Here is an 18935-nt window from a genome sequence, read left to right on the forward strand (position 1 = left end):
ATAGAGTCATTTGGACTACACTGACAAAATGTTAAAACGACTTCAGGGTGTCAAATTGACTCACATATCCATCAATGCGCTGATCGAACTGGCACTGGACCTGAGCCGTAGCTTATCGAGCAACGATCGTTTCGAACGCCTGCTGGCAACAGTACGGCAAGCCATTCCCTGTGACGCGGTGGTGTTACTGGCCAAACAAGGGGACCTGCTGAAAGCACTGGCACAGCAAGGCCTGACTCCCGACAGCTTGGGTCGCCGCTTCGAGATCGACAGCCACCCACGTTTTCAGCACATCTGTCGTAGCCACAACGCCCTGCGTTTTGCCGCCGACTGCGAGCTGCCGGACCCCTATGACGGCTTACTGCTAACCGACGATCAAGACCTGCCCATTCATGCCTGCATGGGGCTGCCGCTGATGTTTGAAGACACCCTTATCGGTGTTCTTACACTCGATAGCCTGACTCCCGGGGAATTTGACGACATCCCTGAACGTACTCTGGAAATCATTGCCGCCATGGCAGCCGCCAGTCTCAACACGGCGCTGACCCTGGCACTGCTGGAACGCAATTCCGCCCGTGCCGAAGCATTAGTGAACGAACTGACGCGCCCTCTGCCTCACCAGCAACAGGTCGACATCATTGGCCAGAGCCTGCCGATTCAGCAGCTGAAAACCGACATCCAGACCGTAGCGCAATCCGACCTCACAGTGCTGATCCTGGGCGAAACCGGCACCGGCAAGGAACTGGTCGCCCAGTCCATCCACCAGCAATCCCGTCGCCACGAGGGTCCGCTGGTGTACATCAACTGCGCCGCCTTGCCCGAAAACCTGATCGAAAGCGAATTGTTCGGCCACGTGCGCGGCGCATTCACCGGAGCCACCCAGAACCGCACCGGCAAATTCCTGCTGGCCGATGGTGGCACACTGTTTCTGGATGAAATTGGTGAACTGCCTCTGGCGCTGCAAAGCAAGCTGCTGAGAGCCCTGCAAAGCGGTGAAATCCAGACGCTGGGAGAAGACACGCCAAGAACCGTCGATGTACGCGTGATTGCCGCCACCAATCGCAATCTGGCCGATGAAGTGCGCGACAATCGTTTCAGGGCCGACCTGTATCACCGCCTGAGCGTGTACCCGATTCAGGTTCCCCCTCTGCGAGAGCGCGGCAGTGACATCGCCCTGCTGGCCGGTTTTTTCACCGAACGCAGTCGCCGCAAGCTGGGAATTCGCAACCTCCGCATACAGCCCGATGCCATTCAAGCCATGCTGCACTACAACTGGCCGGGCAATGTACGCGAGCTGGAGCACCTCATTGACCGCGCATCCCTGCGTGCCCGCAGCCGCTCGCAGCGCAATGGCAGCAACGGCGTAATCGACATCGAACGTACAGACCTTGGCACTCTTCTGGATGAGCCCGCTGTGCCAGTAAGCGCGTCTTTTACTACTATAACGACAGCTACAACGACCGCTACAAGTGCAGTTGCAACCACAGCCAATACTCCCTATATGGCTGAAGCAAACGCAACAATGAGCCTGCGTGATGCCACCGAACAACTGCAACGACGGTTGATTATGGAAGCGTTGGAACAGCATCAGGGCAACTGGGCGGCGGCGGCCCGTCAGCTACAACTGGACCGCGCCAACCTCAGCAGACTGGCCAAACGCTTGGGCATTCATGTCCAACGCTCGGTGCAGGCACAGCCACCGGAATAAACAAACCGCCTGACGAACCACAGAGCCCCAGCCAATTGCCCCTGTGAACCCGCGCCTGCCCTGCTATAATCGCCGCCTTTGTTTTTTCGCGGTTATTACGGACAACCGCCATTCCAAACCCCAGGGGTAGAAGCTGTGAGCCAGAGTCGCCATAACGTCAAAACCTTTCAGGGCATGATTGCCGCCCTGCAAGAGTACTGGTCCGATCAGGGCTGTGTGATTAACCAACCACTCGATCTTGAAGTCGGCGCCGGTACGTTCCATGTACACACCTTCCTGCGCGCGGTTGGCCCGGAGACCTGGAACTCTGCCTACGTTCAGCCAAGCCGTCGCCCAACCGACGGTCGTTACGGCGAAAACCCCAACCGTTTGCAGCATTACTACCAGTTTCAGGTAGTGATGAAGCCGTCGCCATCCAACTTTCAGGAGCTGTACCTTGGCTCGCTGAATGCGTTGGGCGTCGACACTCTGGTGCACGACATCCGCTTCGTAGAAGACAACTGGGAATCCCCGACACTGGGTGCCTGGGGTCTGGGTTGGGAAGTGTGGCTGAACGGTATGGAAGTGACCCAGTTCACCTACTTCCAGCAAGCTGGCGGCCTGGAATGCTTCCCTGTCATGGGTGAAATCACCTACGGTCTGGAACGTATTGCCATGTACCTGCAGGAAGTAGACTCCGTTTACGACCTGGTCTGGACCTACGGCCCGGATGGCAAGCCGGTCACCTACGGCGACGTGTTCCACCAGAACGAAGTGGAGCAGTCCACCTACAACTTCGAATACGCTGATGTCGATTTCCTGTTCCAGGCCTTCGACCAGTACGAAAAAGACTGCAACAAGCTGGTTGAAGCCAATCTGCCGCTGCCAGCCTACGAACAGACCCTGAAAGCCTCTCATACCTTTAACCTGCTGGATGCTCGCGGTGCTATCTCGGTTACCGAGCGTCAGGGTTACATCCTGCGTGTGCGCACCCTGGCTCGTGCGGTAGCGCATTGCTACTACGACAGCCGTGCCGAGAAGGGCTTCCCACTGGCCGAAGAAGGCATCCGTGAGGAAATCCTTGCCAAGTGGCAGGCCGACAAAGAGAAGGAAGCCGAAAAAGCGCGCAAGAAGGCCGAGAAAGAAGCGGCCAAGCAGGAGGGTAAATAATGGCAACTCAAGATTTTCTGGTTGAACTGGGTACTGAAGAACTGCCACCAATGGCACTGAAGTCCCTCACCAACGCCTTTGCTGGCGGTATCGAAAACGGTCTGAAAGACGCTGGCCTGAGCTTCGGCAACATCGAAGTATTTGCTGCGCCACGCCGCATGGCCGTGCGCATTGCCGATCTGGCCGACAAGCAAGCCGATCAGGAAGAGACCCTGTTTGGCCCACCAGCCAAGATCGCCTACGACGCCGATGGCAACCTGACCAAAGCCGCTCTGGGCTTTGCCCAGCGCGCTGGCGTTGAAGCCGCCGACCTGCAAGAAGCACCCGCTTCCGAAGGCAAGAACGCTGGCAAGCTGATGATTCAGCGCACTATCGCCGGCAAGAACACCGTTGAGCTGCTGGCCGACATGGTTCAGAACAGCCTCGACAAACTGCCAATTCCAAAGCGCATGCGCTGGGGTGCTTCCCGCGTTGAATTCGTGCGTCCGGTACAGTGGCTGGTGATGCTGTTTGGCAACGACGTTGTCGACGCCGAAGTGATGGGCCTGAAAGCCGGTCGTCAGTCCCGTGGTCACCGCTTCCACGCGCCAGCCGAAGTGAGCATTGACTCACCGGCCAGCTACCGTGAAACCATGCGTTCCGTGTACGTGATGGCCAGCTTCGAAGAACGTTCCGAGCTGATCGCCAAGCAGGTGGCTGCCGAAGGTGAAAAGCTGGGTGGCGAAGCCATCGTCGGCGACGACTTACTGGAAGAAGTAACCGCGCTGAACGAATGGCCGGTAGCACTGGCAGGTTCCTTCGAAGAAGAATTCCTGACGGTTCCTGCGGAAGCGCTGGTGTCTTCCATGAAAGAACACCAGAAATACTTCCACGTGATGAAAGACGGCACCCTGCTGAACAACTTCATTACCGTCTCCAACATCGAGTCGAAAGATCCGGCTCAGGTGATTGCCGGTAACGAAAAGGTGATTCGCCCTCGTCTGGCTGACGCCAAGTTCTTCTGGGATACCGACCGCAAGCAGACTCTGGAAAGCCGCTTCGAGAAACTCGAAAACGTCGTTTGGGTGAACGCGCTGGGCTCTATTGCCGACAAGGCTCGTCGTATCTCTACCCTGGGTCAGAAAATCGCTACCGCCACCGGTGGTGACGCTGCACTGGTAGAACGCGCCGCCAAGCTGTGCAAGAACGATCTGGTTTCCCAGATGGTGTTCGAATTTACCGACCTGCAAGGTCTGGCCGGTAAGTACTACGCCGAAAACGACGGTGAAAACGCCGAAGTCGCCCAGTCCATTATTGAACAGTACATGCCAGCCTTCGCTGGTGACGAACTGCCAGCCAGCGCCACCGGTACCGCCATTGCACTGGCCGACCGTCTGGATTCCCTGGCAGGTCTGTTTGGTATTGGCCAGATTCCTACCGGCTCCAAAGACCCGTACGCCCTGCGTCGTGCCTCTTTGGGTGTGCTGCGTATTCTGGTTGAAAAGCAGATTGATCTGGACCTGAACGAACTGATCGACTGGGCGCTGGACAACAACTGGTCTGCTGAACTGAAAGCTGAAACCAAAGCCACGCTGGTTGAGTACATGCTGGATCGCTTCCAGGCCTGGTACAGCGACGAAAACATCCCGGCCGAGGTCTTCCAGTCCGTACGCGCACTGGGTGTTACCAAGCCACTGGATATCGACCGTCGTGTGAAAGCCGTACACGCCTTCTACCAGCTGGAATCTGCTCAGGCATTGGCTGCCGCTAACAAGCGTGTATCCAACATTCTGGCCAAGAATGAGGGTGACAAGGTAACCGCAGCCGTTGACGCAGCCCTGTTCCAGCAAGCCGAAGAAAAAGCGCTGTTCGAACAAATGACCGGCCTCGCCGACCTGACTGGCCCACTGCTGATCAAAGGCGACTACCAGGGCGCTCTGAACGCACTGGCCCAGCTGCGCAACGTGGTTGACGCCTTCTTCGACAACGTCATGGTGATGGCCGACGACGAAGCCGTGAAAACCAACCGTCTGGCACTGCTGAAGCAGCTGCGCAGCATGTTTGTTGGTATTGCCGACATCGGTTTGCTGCAGGGCTAACGCACCTGCCAGCCGACAGATCAAAGGGAAGCTCTGCTTCCCTTTTTTACGTTTTTCATACGAGAAAATCTGATGAACAAACTCATCATCCTCGACCGCGACGGCGTTCTTAATGAAGACTCCGATGCCTATGTAAAATCCGTTGATGAGTGGATTGCGCTGGCAGGCAGTGCCGCTGCGGTCGGCAAGCTCTGCAAAGCCGGTTTTCAGGTAGCGATTGCGACCAACCAGAGTGGTCTGGCACGTGGCTATTTTCAGCCGTCTGACCTCGAGGCCATGCATACGAAAATGACCACGCTGGCCGCTGCCGAAGGTGGCGAATTTGCTCATATTGCGTTTTGCCCACACGGTCCGGATGATCACTGCGATTGCCGCAAGCCGTTGCCGGGTCTGATTCACCAGATTGAGCAGGCGTTAGACACTTCCGCCGAAGGCGCGTGGATGATTGGCGACTCGATTCGTGATCTGGAAGCAGGTGCAGCGGCCGGTTGTAAGGTCGCACTGGTGCGAACCGGTAAAGGTGCCAAGTCCGAGCCCAAGCTGGCCGCTCACGAACAGCTGTTCGAAACGCCGGTATTCGACGATCTGGCGGCGTTCACCCGCTTCCTGCTGGACGGTGCTCACTAAGTGCTATTGGAAGCCAAAGGGCTTTCGGGTACTGTCATAACTGGCGTTCCGGTTCCCTGCCGGAAACAGTCATAGGAAATGACGTAACAATCAAAACTTTCAGGCAATGGTATAAACGCACCTGAACGTTTCATCACACAGGCCTGTGCAGGATTTATGAGCAATACCAGCCAAACGGCGATTGAAAACGCGGCATCCCAACCGTTCAGCCACAAGCTGAGAAGCGTGCTGTTCTACATCTGGCTGGCGCTGGTTACCATCTTCTGGTTTGTCCCTTCCATGCTGATTGGCATGCTGCTGCCACTGAAGGCCCGTAACTTCTGGATCATGGGCATCTACTGCCGCATGTGCATGTTCGGCCTGCGTTGGATTGCAGGCATTCGCTGCGAAGTGGAAGGTGCCGAGAACATTCCTCGCGATGGTCGTGGCCACGTGATTCTGAGCAAGCACCAGAGCACCTGGGAAACCTTTATGCTGCCCACCCTCATCTACCCGCACGTGCAGGTGGTGAAGAAAGAGCTGGCGTATTTGCCACTGTTTGGCTGGGCGCTGTGGATGATCCGACCGATCTTTATCGACCGCTCGAAGAAAGCCAACGCCCTCAAACAGGTAGTGCAGCAAGGCTCTGAGCGGCTCAACGCCGGTGTGCATGTATTGGTGTTCCCGGAAGGCTCCAGAATCCCGTCAGGCAAGCGCAAGGTGTTTTCCAAAGGCGGTGCCATGCTGGCCAGCAAAAGCGGCGCTCCGGTGGTTATGGTGGCCCACAACAGCGGTGATCACTGGCCTAACACCCATTGGGTGAAGTCCCCCGGTGTTATCAAAGTGGTGTTCAGCGAACCGTTTGAATCCGCCGGCATGACCACCGCCGAACTGAACGCCAAAAACGAAGCCTGGATCAACGAAACCGTTGAGCGTATTTCCGAAGTGCCATTCACCGGCGAATACGTTGAAGCAGCAACCAGCGGCAAGCGTTTCTGATTCAGCCGCCCCTTCAACAGAAACGAAAAAACCTCCGCTTCGTTAGAAGTGGAGGTTTTTTTGTAACTCTATTTTGCTTAAGGCTGAGTACGCTTTTCCGATCCCAAATCGCTCTCCATATCGTGCGGCGCTTCCTCCAGCAAAAACGTATCCGGCACCGCAAACGCCTCGTTATTGTCACTCTTGTGGCAGGTTGCATAGATCTGGCGGTTGGTCGCTACAGTACAGCTCTTCGCAGACCCCATGCCATAAACCGAACAGGCATCATCAGCCGCCGCCCATTGGGCGGCAGTACAATCTTTTTCGGCCATGGCAGGCATCGCCAGTATCAGACCAGTGAAGCAAAGTAACTTTTTCATATCAATATCCCTTTGTGTCTTATGGAATGTGACGGCCAAACGCCGCCCACAACCACAGTAAAAACAAAGCGAAGAATTGAAACTTCACCCATTTGGGTGACTGCTGCCGTGATGGGCTCTGGATCACAGTTTTGCCGTAATCACGGCAGTAATGGTCCCGACAATAACGGAGCTCCCTCAAAAATGAAAAAACCTCCCCTTCGTTAGAAGAGGAGGTTTTTTGTGTCCGTAGACAAAAAGCAACGGAGAAAGAACAACGGAGGCAGCCATATTGTTGCCTCACATTTTCTGGTTACAGCACCCGATTACAACACCATAGTCGCCAGCCAGCCAGCGGCCAGCAACGGCAGGTTGAAGTGCAGGAAGGTCGGGATCACGGTGTCACGCATGTGGTTGTGCTGGCCGTCGGCGTTCAGACCCGCGGTTGGGCCGAGGGTGGAATCCGAGGCCGGAGAACCGGCATCGCCCAGCGCACCGGCGGTGCCAATCAGGGCCACAATCGCCAACGGGCTGAAGCCCATGGCCATGCACAGCGGCACGTAGATGGCGGCAATGATCGGAATGGTCGAGAACGACGAACCGATGCCCATGGTCAGCAACAAGCCCACCAGCAACAGCAAGAAGGACGTCAGCGCCTTGTTGTCGCCCAGGAAGTCCGCAGCTCCGTTCACCAGCAGGTCGATGTGGCCAGTGGTTTTCAGCACTTCAGAGAAACCGTTAGCGGCAATCATGATGAAACCAATCGAAGCCATCATCTTGATGCCGTCCAGAATCACCCCTTCGGACTCGTTCCAGCGGATCACACCAGTGGCCGAGAACAACAGGAAACCGGCCATCGCGCCCAGCACCATGGAATCGGTAATCAGCTGAATGGCAAACGCCGCAACGATAGCAACACCCGCAACCCATAAGGACTTTGCGTTGTACTCGCGCTGGCCATTTTCGGCCGCGTCGATTTTTTCCAGGCTGTATTCACGTGGCTTGCGGTAGCTGACAAAGCCCGCCACCAGCAAACCGAACAACATGCCTGCTGCTGGCAAGGCCATGGCTTCCACTACCGATACACCTTCAACGTCCAGGCCTGCCGCAGCCACCTGACCCAACAGGATCTTGTCCAGGTAAATGGCACCAAAGCCCACGGGCAGGAACATATACGGGGTGATCAGACCGAAGGTCAGCACACAGGCAATCAAACGGCGATCCAGCTTCAACTTGGCCATCACCATCAGCAGTGGCGGCACCAAAATCGGAATAAAGGCGATATGAATTGGTACCAGGTTCTGCGAACACACCGCTGCAACCAGCAACATCGCCAGCAGGCCTTGAGCCAGCCACTGGCTACCGCTTTCGTTCTGCACACCGACTTTTTTCAGCATCGAATCCGCCAGCAATTGCGGCAAGCCCGACAGCGAAATCGCGACGGCAAATACACCCAGCATGGCGTAGCTCAGGGCAATGCCTGCACCGCCACCAATGCCATCGTTAAAGGCATTAAGGGTATCGTTGATCGACAGGCCGCCAACCAGACCGCCCACAAAGGCGGCTACAATCATCGACAGCATTACATGCATTCGGGCCAGGCTCAGTACCAGCATCAGTACCACGGCCACGACAACAGCGTTCATTCAGCAGAGTCTCCAGACGTTAATGGGTTCAGACAGCAGGGCGCTGCCCGGAAGAGGAATTAAGAAAAGGCGCGGAAGTTAACACAACTGAAACTTGCTAACATCCGACTGTCGCAATCTTCACGTTGTTCTTTGGCTACGCCACTGCAAAACAGGAAAATCGCCCATGAGCGCTACCCAAAAACTGTTTTCCCGCTACCTGCCCACCATCCAGCCCGGGCGGCTGCAATGGATAGGTTTACGCACCGAACGTCGTGGTGCTGTACAGGTGGTAGAGCACACCCGCGCAGTGAAAGAACTGGGCCTAACGGGCGACAGACGCTGCGAAGGCACACCGGGCTCCGCCCGTCAGGTAACACTGATCATGGCCGAGCACATCGACGTGATTGCCCACCTGCTGCAACGGGACCACATCGATCCGGCGCTGCTACGTCGCAATCTGGTGGTCAGCGGTATCAACCTGCAAGCCCTGCGACACCAGAAGATTCAAATCGGCGACGCCCTCTTTGAACTCACCGCCCAATGCCATCCATGCAGCCGTATGGAAGAAGCCCTCGGCCCCGGCGGTACCGTCGCCATGCTGATGCACGGCGGACTCTGCGCCAAGGTAATTCAAAGCGGTGATATTCAGGTTGGAGATGCGGTGGTCCCAGTACTGGAGAAGCCAGAGGAACAGCTGGGGTTGTTTTAGAGGGCTGGATGCTGTGGTGGCTAGACGTCGGAAGCCGGACGCTGTAGGAGCGAATCGGGACGCGCAGTCTTATTCGCGATGTCGGATGTCGGCCGTTGGATGTATTAGCCGAAGGCGTAATGTATCAACAACTGCCCTGCTGGTTTCCTTGTTCCACGTGGAACACCTAAATCTCTATTCGCGAATGAATTCGCTCCTACAAACAGTCAATGCCGAAGGTGGTACTCCTAAGCAGCAACTGTCTGATGGCAGCTGCTTCGCGTCTTTATCAGACCGACAAATCTTACTCACGCGGCGCCATATGATGGATTCAGAGATGTTCCACGTGGAACGTGGCTGTTTGTTCGCAAATAAAACTGCACGTCCCGGTTCGCTCATACAGCAAACGCTCTCGCTCTCCTCCCACGACGAACCCAAACCCGGAAACAAAAACGCCAGCTTAATGAGCTGGCATTTAAGTGGTATCGATGTGTTCCACGTGGAACTGGAAGTTTCTCACTCGATAATAGGCTTCGGGAATAAATTCCCTCCTACCCAATAACGCACAACCGAGATCTAAAACGTTCCACGTGAAACACTCAAGCAGGTATCAAAGCGGTGGTATTAGTCCACCAGGCCTTTGATTTCAACTACCGGGTTCACGTCGGCATCGTAGTCTACGCCGTCAATACCAAAGCCGAACAGGCGCAGGAATTCTGCTTTGTAGCCTGCAAAGTCGGTGTCGGTGCTGATGGTGTCAGTGGTGATTTTGTCCCACGCAGCTTCCACGGCTTTCTGTACTTCTGGCTTCAGTTCCAGTTCGTCAACACGGGCACGCCCTTCTTCGTCCAGGCGTGGGCTGTCACTGTACAGGCATTCGCTGTACAGACGGTACAGCTGTTCGATACAGCCTTCGTGTGTGCCTTCTTCCTTCATCACCTTGAACAGCAGGGACAGGTACAGCGGCATGATTGGAATAGCGGAGGACGCTTGGGTCACAACGGCTTTCAGTACGGCGACGCGTGCGTCACCGCCCTTCTCGGCCAGCTTGGAACGGATGTCCAGAACCTTCTTGTCCAGATCCTGTTTGGCCTGACCAATGGTGCCACCCCAGTAGATGTCGCGAGTCACGTCATCGCCCAGGTAGGTGAAGGCAGAGGTCTTGGCGCCGTCAGCCAATACACCGGCTTCGTCCAGAGCGTCCATCCACATCTGCCAGTCTTCGCCACCCATAACGGCAACGGTGTTGCTGATGTCTTCGTCAGACGCCGCAGTCAGGGTGAATTCCTGAATTTCTTCCTTATCGGTATTGATGCCCAGCAGGGTCACGTCTTTGCCGATTGGCTTCAGGGTGCTGTTGTATACCACGCCGGTTTTAGGGTGAGTACGACGAGGAGCCGCCAGAGAGTAGATCACCAGATCCACCTGACCCATGTCTTCCTTGATGGTGTCGATGGCTTTTTGCTTCAGCTCGTCGGTGAAGGCATCGCCGTTGATGCTCTTGGCGTACAGGCCTTCAGCTTCAGCGAACTTGTGGAAGGCAGCGCTGTTGTACCAGCCAGCCGTGCCCGGCTTTTTCTCAGTGCCTTCTTTTTCGAAGAACACGCCCAGGGTGGATGCACCCGCACCGAACGCAGCAGCGATACGAGCAGCCAGACCGTAGCCAGTGGAGGAACCGATCACCAGCACACGCTTTGGCATGTCGATGCTGCCCTGTGCTTTGATGAAGTCGATTTGCTCTTTGACGTTGGCTTCACAACCCGTTGGGTGTGTGGTTACGCACATAAAACCGCGAACGCGTGGTTTGATAATCATGGATCATTCCTGTCGGCATGTATTCGGTAACAGCACGTCGCAGCGGGTTTCCATACACGACGGCCAATGTTTAGTGGCGGTTATTGTAACTGCCCAGCCCTTGCTTGCCAGCCCATCTTGAGGACATGGACTGTTGAACGGACTTGAGGTGTTTCACGTGGAACACCATGCTGTTTTGTTCTGTGTTTTGTGCACCCATCAGAGCAGGAACAGAGCCCATTCCAGGAGTGAACAACAGACACAAAAAAGCCCTTGGCGGTTCAACCGGCAAGGGCTTTTCAATACAGCTATAAGCGGATCAGAAATCCAGGTTCGCTACGTTCAACGCGTTGGACTCAATGAAGGCACGACGCGGCTCTACTTCGTCGCCCATCAGTGTGGTGAACATCTTGTCGGCACCAATGGCGTCTTCGATACCTACTTGCAGCATGCGACGAGTGTTCGGGTCCATGGTGGTTTCCCACAACTGTTCCGGGTTCATCTCGCCCAGACCTTTGTAGCGCTGAATAGTAAAGCCGCGCTTGGCTTCGCCCAGCAACCACTGCACGGCATCCCAGAAGTCCTTGATCGGGAAGACGCGTTCGCCACGCTGGATGTAGGCATCTTCTTCCAGCGTGTCAGACAGCTTCTTGCTCATGGCGGCCAGCTTGCGGTAGCCAGAGCCTTCGAAGAATTCCTTGTCAAGAATGTACTCACGGGCCAGACCGTGGGTCACCACTTCGATCTTGACGTTGTAAACGTCACGCTCGCCGTCTTGCTGATGCTTGACGTTGAAGTGGCTGCCGCTGCGGCCTGCATCTGGCAGAGCTTCGTCCAGGCGCTTGGCCCAGGCTTCCATAGCACTTTCATCAGACAGCTGGCTGGATTCCACCACAGGCAGGCTCAGCATTTCGTGCAAAGCGGCTACCGGGTACAGGTTCGCCAGACGCTGAATGGTTTCCTGTGCGGAGCGGTAATCGGCCACCAACTCGGCAAAGGCCTGATCGGTAATGGCTGGCACGTCGGCAGATGGGTACAGAGCAGCTTTTTCCAGTGCCACGTGAGTCAGGTACTCTTCAAGGGCGTTCTCGTCCTTGATGTACTGCTCCTGCTTGCCACGCTTGATTTTGTACAGCGGAGGCTGGGCAATGAACACGTGACCACGCTCGATGATTTCCGGCATTTGACGGAAGAAGAAGGTCAACAGCAGCGTACGAATGTGCGCACCGTCGACGTCCGCATCGGTCATGATGATGATGCTGTGGTAGCGCAGTTTGTCCGGGTTGAACTCTTCACGACCAATACCACAGCCCAGCGCGGTAATCAGGGTGCCAACTTCCGCAGAGGACAGCATCTTGTCGAAGCGGGCTTTTTCAACGTTAAGGATCTTACCTTTCAATGGCAGGATCGCCTGGGTACGGCGGTCTCGGCCCTGTTTGGCGGAACCGCCGGCCGAGTCACCCTCCACCAGGTACACTTCGGAAAGTGCCGGATCTTTTTCCTGACAGTCAGCCAGCTTGCCTGGCAAACCGGCGATGTCCAACGCGCCTTTACGACGGGTCATTTCACGGGCTTTACGGGCTGCTTCACGGGCACGGGCGGCGTCGATCATCTTGCCGACCAGGTCCTTGGCAGTCTGTGGGTTTTCCAGCAGGTATTCCTGGAACAAGCGCCCCATTTCCTGCTCAACCGCTGGCTTCACTTCGGAAGATACCAGCTTGTCTTTGGTCTGGGAGCTGAACTTCGGATCAGGTACTTTCACAGAGATAATGGCGGTCAGGCCTTCACGGGCGTCGTCACCGGTGGTGGATACCTTGTTCTTCTTGTCCAGACCTTCCTGGGTGATATAAGTGTTCAGGGAGCGAGTCAGCGCCGCACGGAAACCAGCCAGGTGGGTACCACCGTCACGCTGTGGAATGTTATTGGTGTAGCAATGAATGCTTTCCTGGAAGGTGTCGTTCCACTGCATCGCCACCTCAACAGAAATACCGTCTTCACGTTCAGCGTTGAAGTGGAAGACGTCGTTCAGCGCTGTTTTACCCTCGTTCAGGTAATTAACAAACGACGCCAAACCACCTTCAAATTCAAACAGGTCTTCCTTGTCGGCCACACGCTCGTCTTTCAGGTGAATGCGCACACCGGAGTTCAGGAACGACAGCTCACGCAGACGCTTGGCCAGGTAGTCATAAGAGAATTCGGTTTTGGTGAAGGTCTCTTTCGACGGCAGGAAGGTCACAGCGGTACCGGAGGTTTCAGATACGCCGACTTCTTTCAGCGGGTAATCCGGTACACCGTGGGTGTATTCCTGCTCGTACAGCTTGCCACCACGACGAATGGTCAGCTTCAGTTTTTCAGACAGGGCGTTTACCACAGAAACACCCACGCCGTGCAGACCACCGGACACCTTGTAGCTGTTATCGTCGAACTTACCACCGGCGTGCAGGACGGTCAGAATCACCTCAGCGGCAGATACGCCCTCTTCCGGGTGCAGTTCGGTTGGAATACCACGGCCGTTATCGGATACCGATACCGAGTTGTCCTGATGGATCACCACGTCCACCTGATCACAGTGGCCAGCCAGTGCTTCGTCGATGGAGTTGTCGACCACCTCGAACACCATGTGGTGCAGACCGGTGCCATCGTCAGTATCACCAATGTACATACCTGGACGTTTGCGCACGGCGTCCAGACCTTTCAGTACCTTAATACTGGACGAATCGTAACTCTGCTCACTCATTCGGTGTTCCTCTTAAACGTAACTGCCAGCCGCGCCTGAATGGGGCGCGTCTGGCTGGCAATTGAATGCGGGTATCAGCCCTGCGGCTCTTCTGCGTTTGCTTGATCAAGCCGGGATTCTTCCCGGACCTCGCCGCGTTCCACGTGGAACACTTTGTAGTCAGACGGGCTCCAGCTTTCCATTAGCTGCCGCTTTTCAATACTGGTGATAAAGACCTGACATTTTAAATCTTCCAGCAGCTGGCATAAAGCCAAACGATGGCCAGAATCCAGCTCTGACGCCAGGTCATCGACCAGATAAATGGGCGCAGTACCACAGTGCTGTTTGAATAGAATGCCTTGTGTCAGCTTCAGTGCCGCCACAACGGTTTTTTGTTGGCCACGTGACAGCACATCCGCTGCCGCCAGCTTGTCGACCTTGATGCGCAGCTCGGCACGGTGTGGCCCGGATTGGGTATAACCGACCTGCAAATCACGCTCTCGCTGACGGTTTAATACGTCAGCCAGATTGGAATCTTTTTCCCAGCCCGGGTAGTAGGCCAGTCGCACCTGAATATTGGGATCGAGCGCCTTGAGGGTTTCTTCAAACCGCGGCACAAACTGCTCGATGTAATGAATCCGGTGCTGGTGAATTTTTTCGCTGGCTTCTACAAAGCCACCATCCCAGGCGTCCAGCCAACTCTCTTCTTTTTGCTTCAGCACGCTGTTGCGTTGCTTCAGCACCTTGCGGAAGACCCGCCACTGTTCGATAAATTCCGGCACCACATGGAACACACCCCAGTCGAGAAACTGGCGGCGGTCTTCCGGTGAACCAACTAACAGGCGGAAGGTATTGGGCTCTATCACCTGTACAGGCAAATGCGTCGCCACATCCGCTTGTGAGGTCAGCACCGAGCCGTCAAAGCGGAACAGCACGTCGCCGTTACGCAAGCGCAGGCTGTAAAGCTCCTTGAGTCCTTCATCTTCCATATCCACAGCGCTGTTTTCGTCAGCGGCTTCCGTCGACAGACCACAGCGCAGCTCCAGCCGGTCGGCTTCATGCTTGATCAGCTGTTTGATCTGGTTGGAACGGAAAGACTTGCCAGTCGACAGCAAGGCGATGGATTCCAGCAAGGAGCTTTTGCCACTGCCGTTATCGCCGTAGATAAAGTTCACCCGCGGGTGAGGCTTAAGGTCGAGTGGCGCAAGGTTCCTTACGCCACTGACAGAGAGTTGCCGAATCGGCATAGAAAGAGGTCCTGAGACTACAGACGCATTGGCATCACAACGTACAGGGAATCACCAGACTCCGGCTCTTCCAGCAGCGCGCTGCTGTTAGCGTCGGACAGGGTCATTTTCACCTGTTCGGTGTTCAGTACCGACATCACGTCCTGCAAGTAGGATACGTTGAAGCCCATTTCCAGGCCGCTGCCGTCATAGGCAACCGCGAGGGACTCTTCTGCCTCTTCCTGTTCCGGATTGTTGGCGAACACTTTCAGCAGATCCGGGCCCAGCACCAAACGTACGCCGCGGTACTTCTCGTTGGACAGAATCGCGGTGCGCTGAAACACCTGACGCAGTTCCTGACGGTCGGCCAACAGCACGTTGGAGCCGTTCTTCGGAATCACGCGGGTGTAGTCCGGGAACTTGCCATCCACCAGCTTGCTGGTGAAGGTGAAGTTTTCAGTCTGGGCACGCAGGTGGTTGTTGCTGATCGACAGCGTGACGCTGTTCTCACCTTCGGTCAGCAGCTTCGCCAGTTCCAGTACGCCCTTACGCGGTACGATGATCTGGGAGTGCTCGTCCGGGCCAGCCACATCCACACAGCAGGTCGCCAGACGGTGGCCGTCAGTGGCTACCGTGCGCAGGGATTCAGCACCCACTTCAAACAGCATGCCGTTGAGGTAGTAACGAACGTCCTGTTGCGCCATGGCAAAGCTTGAGCGGTCGATGGCACGACGCAGCACTTGCTGTTGCATGGTGAACTGTTGTTCTTCGCCAACAGATTCAATGTTCGGGAATTCGGTAGCCGGCAGCGTCGACAAGGTAAAACGTGAACGACCAGAGCGTACATTCACACGCTGATCTTCCAGCGCGATTTCAATCTGGGAGCCATCCTGCAAGGAACGGCAGATGTCCATCAGCTTCTTGCCGGGTACGGTAACTTCACCTTCAACCCCAACCTCGTCCAGGGTAACGCGACCGATCAGTTCCACCTCAAGGTCGGTACCTGTCAGAGACAGCTGTTGTCCACGCACTTCCAACAGTACGTTGGATAGCACCGGCAGGGTCTGTCGTTTTTCAACAACACCCGCTACCAGTTGCAGGGGGCGTAACAAAGCTTCCCTAGAGATTACGAATTTCATGGTTCTCCACTCAGGTCCTAGGTTGTCAGTGAACGCAGCAGATTCTTGTAGTCCTCAAGCACGTCTGCGTTGGTCTGTTGCAGCTCTTTTACTTTACGGCAGGCATGCAACACCGTGGTGTGGTCCCGACCACCAAAGGCTTCGCCAATTTCCGGCAAGCTGTGGTTGGTCAATTCCTTGCTCAAGGCCATCGCCACCTGGCGTGGACGAGCAATGGATCGGGTCCGGCGCTTAGATGATAAATCAGAGATCTTGATTTTGTAATACTCAGCCACGGTACGCTGAATATTATCAATGCTTACCTGGCGCTCTTGCAAAGCCAGCAAGTCTTTCAACGATTCCTTGATAAAAGGAAGGTCGATCTTGCTGCCGGTGAACTGGGCGCTGGCGATCACACGTTTCAGGGCACCTTCCAGCTCACGTACGTTCGAGCGAATGCGCTGGGCCACAAAAAAGGCGGCATCATCCGGCAAGTCTACACCGCTTTGCTCGGCCTTTTTCATCAGAATGGCCACTCGGGTTTCCAGCTCTGGCGGTTCAACGCCGACCGTCAGCCCCCAGCCGAAACGGCTCTTCAAACGTTCTTCCAGACCGTTGATCTCTTTTGGATAGCGGTCACAGGTCAGAATCATCTGCTGGCCGCCTTCCAACAAGGCGTTAAAGGTATGAAAAAATTCTTCCTGGGAACGTTCCTTGCCCGCAAAAAACTGAATGTCGTCAATCAGCAAGGCATCCAGACCCCGGTAAAACCGCTTGAACTCGTTAATGGCGTTCAATTGCAGCGCTTTTACCATGTCCTGCACAAAACGCTCGGAGTGAACGTAGAGCACTTTGGCATTGGGATTCTTGGTTTGCAGGAAATTCCCCACGGCGTGCATCAAGTGGGTCTTACCCAGACCAACACCACCATATATAAAGAGGGGGTTATAGGAACCGCCGGCATTTTCTGCCACCTGGCGAGCCGCCGCCTGAGCCAACTGGTTCGACTTACCTTCAACAAAGGTTTTGAAGGTGAAGGAAGGGTTCAGGAACGAACGGTGCTTCAAACCACCTTCTACCTGCACTTCGCGACGCGGCGCCGGTTGCTTGGGCGCGGCCATCGCCGGCGTAACCGGTGCAGGTGCTTCTTCTATCGTGTTGTTGCCGTGACCAATGAAGTCATCCTGGATCGGCTCATCATCTTCCGCCCGCGCGCGGGTTTCAGCAAAGCTTGGCGCTTGTGGCGCAGCCGGGGCTGGCGGAGGGGGTGGCGGCGCGGTGCTGGCTTGTGGCGCACGGAACATCGGCTGGGACTCCCCTACCGTCAGATCCACGTGCGTCAGGCGGCCGCCATTCAGCTCGGAAAGAATTTCCTGAATGCGAGTCAGGTACTTGTCCTTGACCCAGTCCTTCACAAACCGGTTGGGTGCACTCAGCACCATGCGCTGGTTCTGCTCGGAAGCAATCAAGGGCCGAATCCAGGTGTTGTACTGCTGGGTTGGCAATTCATGTTCCAGATACCGCAAACACTCTTCCCACAGAGCCGTCACATACACCTCTTTTCACGACATAGCTTAAACGAGGCGCTAGTCTATCCAATGACTCCCACGTTATCCACAAGTTAAACAGAGATTTAATCAAAACCCAGTAGAAATGCGTATTCCAGAGCTGTTAATCTGTGGAAAACCGGAGCACAAATGGAATTTTCATCCACAAAAAACCGTGACGGGAAATGACCAGCTTACCAAAGCGCACTTTTTTCCACCCCTTCCGGTCAGCTTAATCCCATTCTCATCACCGTAAACTGACAAGGTTTTTAAGAGAAAAAACTCTTTTAAATCATGGCGTTAAATGACTTATTCACAGTCTTGCCCCGACATAACAACAGCAACATCAACAATCACTCTTTTTTCTCACCATCAAACATTGTTCATCAGTACTGAAAACTGTTCGAAAACCGCCAAATCGGTCACCAAAATTGGTTATAAATCCGCCATTGCCATTGGGGTCGCTTTCTCATACAATTGCCGCCCTTAAAAATTGACCCCAAAACTCAACCGGGTATCCGATTATGAAACGTACATTTCAACCAAGCGTTCTGAAGCGCAAGCGTAACCACGGTTTCCGTGCACGTATGGCTACCAAGAATGGCCGTCAGGTTCTGGCACGTCGTCGTGCTAAAGGCCGTAAGAGCCTGTCTGCCTAAGCGAGCTAAATGCTCCCGACCAACGGGTTATCAATGACTGAATTTGGCTTTGGCCGTGATGCCAGACTTCTGAAACCGGCTGAGTTCAAACGGGTTTTTGATAACACCGGGTGGCGCGGGAGTACTCCCCACTTGCTTGTCCTGGCTTCTTCAAACCAGCAACAGAATGCTCGTCTGGGCTTTGTGCTGGCAAAGAAGCAAATCAGACATGCGGTTGACAGGAATCGTGTCAAACGTCTGATTCGCGAATCCTTTCGACATCACCAGCATGAGCTTGAGTCCCGTGACTACGTGATTCTGGCACGCTCCGGTGTGACGAAACTGGACAACCGTGAGTTACGTGAGATGATTGACGCCCTCTGGTTTCGACTGAAGCGACCCAATCATGGCAAGTCCGGTAACAAACACAAAAAGCGACGTTAAGCTTTCCGCCAAAGTACTTTTGTGGCTGATTGGCTTTTATCGATACGCCATCAGTCCGTTATTGCCCTCCCGCTGTCGTTTTTATCCGACCTGTTCTGCCTATGCGGTAGAAGCTATCCAGAAACACGGTGCACTCAAAGGCAGTCAGCTGACCGCCCGGCGTTTGTGCAAGTGTCACCCATGGGGCTCCCATGGCGTTGATCTGGTTCCTGAACCGAATTCTTCCCCTTCCAACTGTTGTCAACGGAAACCCTGAAC

16 protein-coding genes are annotated in these 18935 nt (G+C 55.1%); 9 read left to right on the forward strand and 7 right to left on the reverse strand.

The genetic code is table 11. The features are described 5' to 3' along the window. Positions 1-55 precede the first annotated feature (55 nt). The 5 genes from norR to ACXADJ_RS15795 all read left to right on the forward strand — a co-directional run bounded on the left by norR (position 56) and on the right by ACXADJ_RS15795 (position 6540). A complete protein-coding gene (norR, locus tag ACXADJ_RS15775) occupies positions 56-1708 on the forward strand; it encodes a nitric oxide reductase transcriptional regulator NorR (RefSeq protein WP_475067673.1) in 1653 nt (550 codons plus the stop codon). 174 nt (positions 1709-1882) lie between these two features. Then, positions 1883-2857 carry a glycine--tRNA ligase subunit alpha gene (glyQ, locus tag ACXADJ_RS15780; RefSeq protein WP_475068211.1) on the forward strand — a complete coding sequence of 325 codons (975 nt, stop codon included), beginning with the start codon at positions 1883-1885 and terminating at the stop codon, positions 2855-2857. Further along, positions 2857-4935: a glycine--tRNA ligase subunit beta gene (gene glyS / locus ACXADJ_RS15785; protein WP_475067675.1), complete on the forward strand. Its 2079-nt coding sequence runs from the start codon at positions 2857-2859 to the stop codon at positions 4933-4935. Before glyQ ends, glyS begins: the two co-directional genes overlap by 1 nt. A 72-nt stretch (positions 4936-5007) precedes the next feature. After that, the gene (gmhB, locus tag ACXADJ_RS15790; protein ID WP_475067677.1) at positions 5008-5562 is read left to right on the forward strand and encodes a D-glycero-beta-D-manno-heptose 1,7-bisphosphate 7-phosphatase; all 555 of its coding nucleotides are present in this window, start codon (positions 5008-5010) and stop codon (positions 5560-5562) included. 156 nt (positions 5563-5718) lie between these two features. Further along, entirely contained in the window at positions 5719-6540 is an 822-nt protein-coding gene (locus ACXADJ_RS15795; RefSeq protein ID WP_475067680.1) for a lysophospholipid acyltransferase family protein, read from the forward strand. A gap of 77 nt (positions 6541-6617) precedes the next feature. Here the strand turns inward: ACXADJ_RS15795 and ACXADJ_RS15800 are convergent, their stop codons facing one another. Further along, entirely contained in the window at positions 6618-6899 is a 282-nt protein-coding gene (locus ACXADJ_RS15800) for a hypothetical protein (protein ID WP_475067683.1), read from the reverse strand. 305 nt (positions 6900-7204) lie between these two features. Then, positions 7205-8524, reverse strand: a complete 1320-nt coding sequence (locus ACXADJ_RS15805) for a Na+/H+ antiporter family protein (protein ID WP_028292097.1) — start codon at positions 8522-8524, stop codon at positions 7205-7207. A gap of 166 nt (positions 8525-8690) precedes the next feature. Here ACXADJ_RS15805 and ACXADJ_RS15810 point away from each other — a divergent pair, with 166 nt between their 5' ends. Further along, positions 8691-9215 (forward strand): MOSC domain-containing protein, encoded by a 525-nt coding sequence (locus ACXADJ_RS15810; RefSeq protein WP_475067688.1) that lies wholly within the window; start codon positions 8691-8693, stop codon positions 9213-9215. A 603-nt stretch (positions 9216-9818) separates the two neighbouring features. Here ACXADJ_RS15810 and fabV read toward each other — a convergent pair. From fabV to dnaA, 5 genes are all read right to left on the reverse strand, one after another. Beyond that, entirely contained in the window at positions 9819-11009 is a 1191-nt protein-coding gene (fabV, locus tag ACXADJ_RS15815) for an enoyl-ACP reductase FabV (protein WP_475067691.1), read from the reverse strand. Positions 11010-11307: 298 nt separating this feature from the next. Next, positions 11308-13725, reverse strand: coding sequence for a DNA topoisomerase (ATP-hydrolyzing) subunit B (gyrB, locus tag ACXADJ_RS15820; protein WP_475067693.1), 2418 nt, complete (start codon positions 13723-13725; stop codon positions 11308-11310). 74 nt (positions 13726-13799) lie between these two features. Beyond that, entirely contained in the window at positions 13800-14951 is a 1152-nt protein-coding gene (gene recF, locus ACXADJ_RS15825; protein ID WP_475067696.1) for a DNA replication/repair protein RecF, read from the reverse strand. A gap of 17 nt (positions 14952-14968) precedes the next feature. Further along, entirely contained in the window at positions 14969-16069 is a 1101-nt protein-coding gene (gene dnaN / locus ACXADJ_RS15830; protein WP_475067701.1) for a DNA polymerase III subunit beta, read from the reverse strand. Positions 16070-16086: 17 nt separating this feature from the next. Then, positions 16087-17598, reverse strand: a complete 1512-nt coding sequence (gene dnaA / locus ACXADJ_RS15835) for a chromosomal replication initiator protein DnaA (protein WP_475067702.1) — start codon at positions 17596-17598, stop codon at positions 16087-16089. Between the two features lie 521 nt (positions 17599-18119). Between dnaA and rpmH the strand changes: the two genes are divergently transcribed. From rpmH to yidD, 3 genes are read left to right on the forward strand one after another with little or no spacing between them, the layout of a single operon-like run. Beyond that, entirely contained in the window at positions 18120-18254 is a 135-nt protein-coding gene (gene rpmH, locus ACXADJ_RS15840; RefSeq protein ID WP_028292091.1) for a 50S ribosomal protein L34, read from the forward strand. A gap of 33 nt (positions 18255-18287) precedes the next feature. Continuing rightward, complete coding sequence (gene rnpA, locus ACXADJ_RS15845) at positions 18288-18677, forward strand: ribonuclease P protein component (RefSeq protein ID WP_028292090.1); 390 nt, start codon at positions 18288-18290, stop codon at positions 18675-18677. Next, positions 18640-18933, forward strand: coding sequence for a membrane protein insertion efficiency factor YidD (yidD, locus tag ACXADJ_RS15850; RefSeq protein WP_475067706.1), 294 nt, complete (start codon positions 18640-18642; stop codon positions 18931-18933). The genes rnpA and yidD overlap by 38 nt, the downstream gene beginning before the upstream one ends. Positions 18934-18935: the final 2 nt, after the last annotated feature.

The organism is Oceanobacter sp. ABM4_470 (genome assembly GCF_056158645.1).

Bases quoted from the DNA above. Each gene is read 5' to 3' on its own strand.
- glyQ (WP_475068211.1), top strand. From the start codon at position 1,883: ATGATTGCCGCCCTGCAAGAGTACTGGTCCGATCAGGGCTGTGTGATT.
- glyS (WP_475067675.1), top strand. From the start codon at position 2,857: ATGGCAACTCAAGATTTTCTGGTTGAACTGGGTACTGAAGAACTGCCA.
- gmhB (WP_475067677.1), top strand. From the start codon at position 5,008: ATGAACAAACTCATCATCCTCGACCGCGACGGCGTTCTTAATGAAGAC.
- ACXADJ_RS15795 (WP_475067680.1), top strand. From the start codon at position 5,719: ATGAGCAATACCAGCCAAACGGCGATTGAAAACGCGGCATCCCAACCG.
- ACXADJ_RS15800 (WP_475067683.1), bottom strand. From the start codon at position 6,899: ATGAAAAAGTTACTTTGCTTCACTGGTCTGATACTGGCGATGCCTGCC.
- ACXADJ_RS15805 (WP_028292097.1), bottom strand. From the start codon at position 8,524: ATGAACGCTGTTGTCGTGGCCGTGGTACTGATGCTGGTACTGAGCCTG.
- ACXADJ_RS15810 (WP_475067688.1), top strand. From the start codon at position 8,691: ATGAGCGCTACCCAAAAACTGTTTTCCCGCTACCTGCCCACCATCCAG.
- fabV (WP_475067691.1), bottom strand. From the start codon at position 11,009: ATGATTATCAAACCACGCGTTCGCGGTTTTATGTGCGTAACCACACAC.
- gyrB (WP_475067693.1), bottom strand. From the start codon at position 13,725: ATGAGTGAGCAGAGTTACGATTCGTCCAGTATTAAGGTACTGAAAGGT.
- recF (WP_475067696.1), bottom strand. From the start codon at position 14,951: ATGCCGATTCGGCAACTCTCTGTCAGTGGCGTAAGGAACCTTGCGCCA.
- dnaN (WP_475067701.1), bottom strand. From the start codon at position 16,069: ATGAAATTCGTAATCTCTAGGGAAGCTTTGTTACGCCCCCTGCAACTG.
- rpmH (WP_028292091.1), top strand. From the start codon at position 18,120: ATGAAACGTACATTTCAACCAAGCGTTCTGAAGCGCAAGCGTAACCAC.
- rnpA (WP_028292090.1), top strand. From the start codon at position 18,288: ATGACTGAATTTGGCTTTGGCCGTGATGCCAGACTTCTGAAACCGGCT.
- yidD (WP_475067706.1), top strand. From the start codon at position 18,640: ATGGCAAGTCCGGTAACAAACACAAAAAGCGACGTTAAGCTTTCCGCC.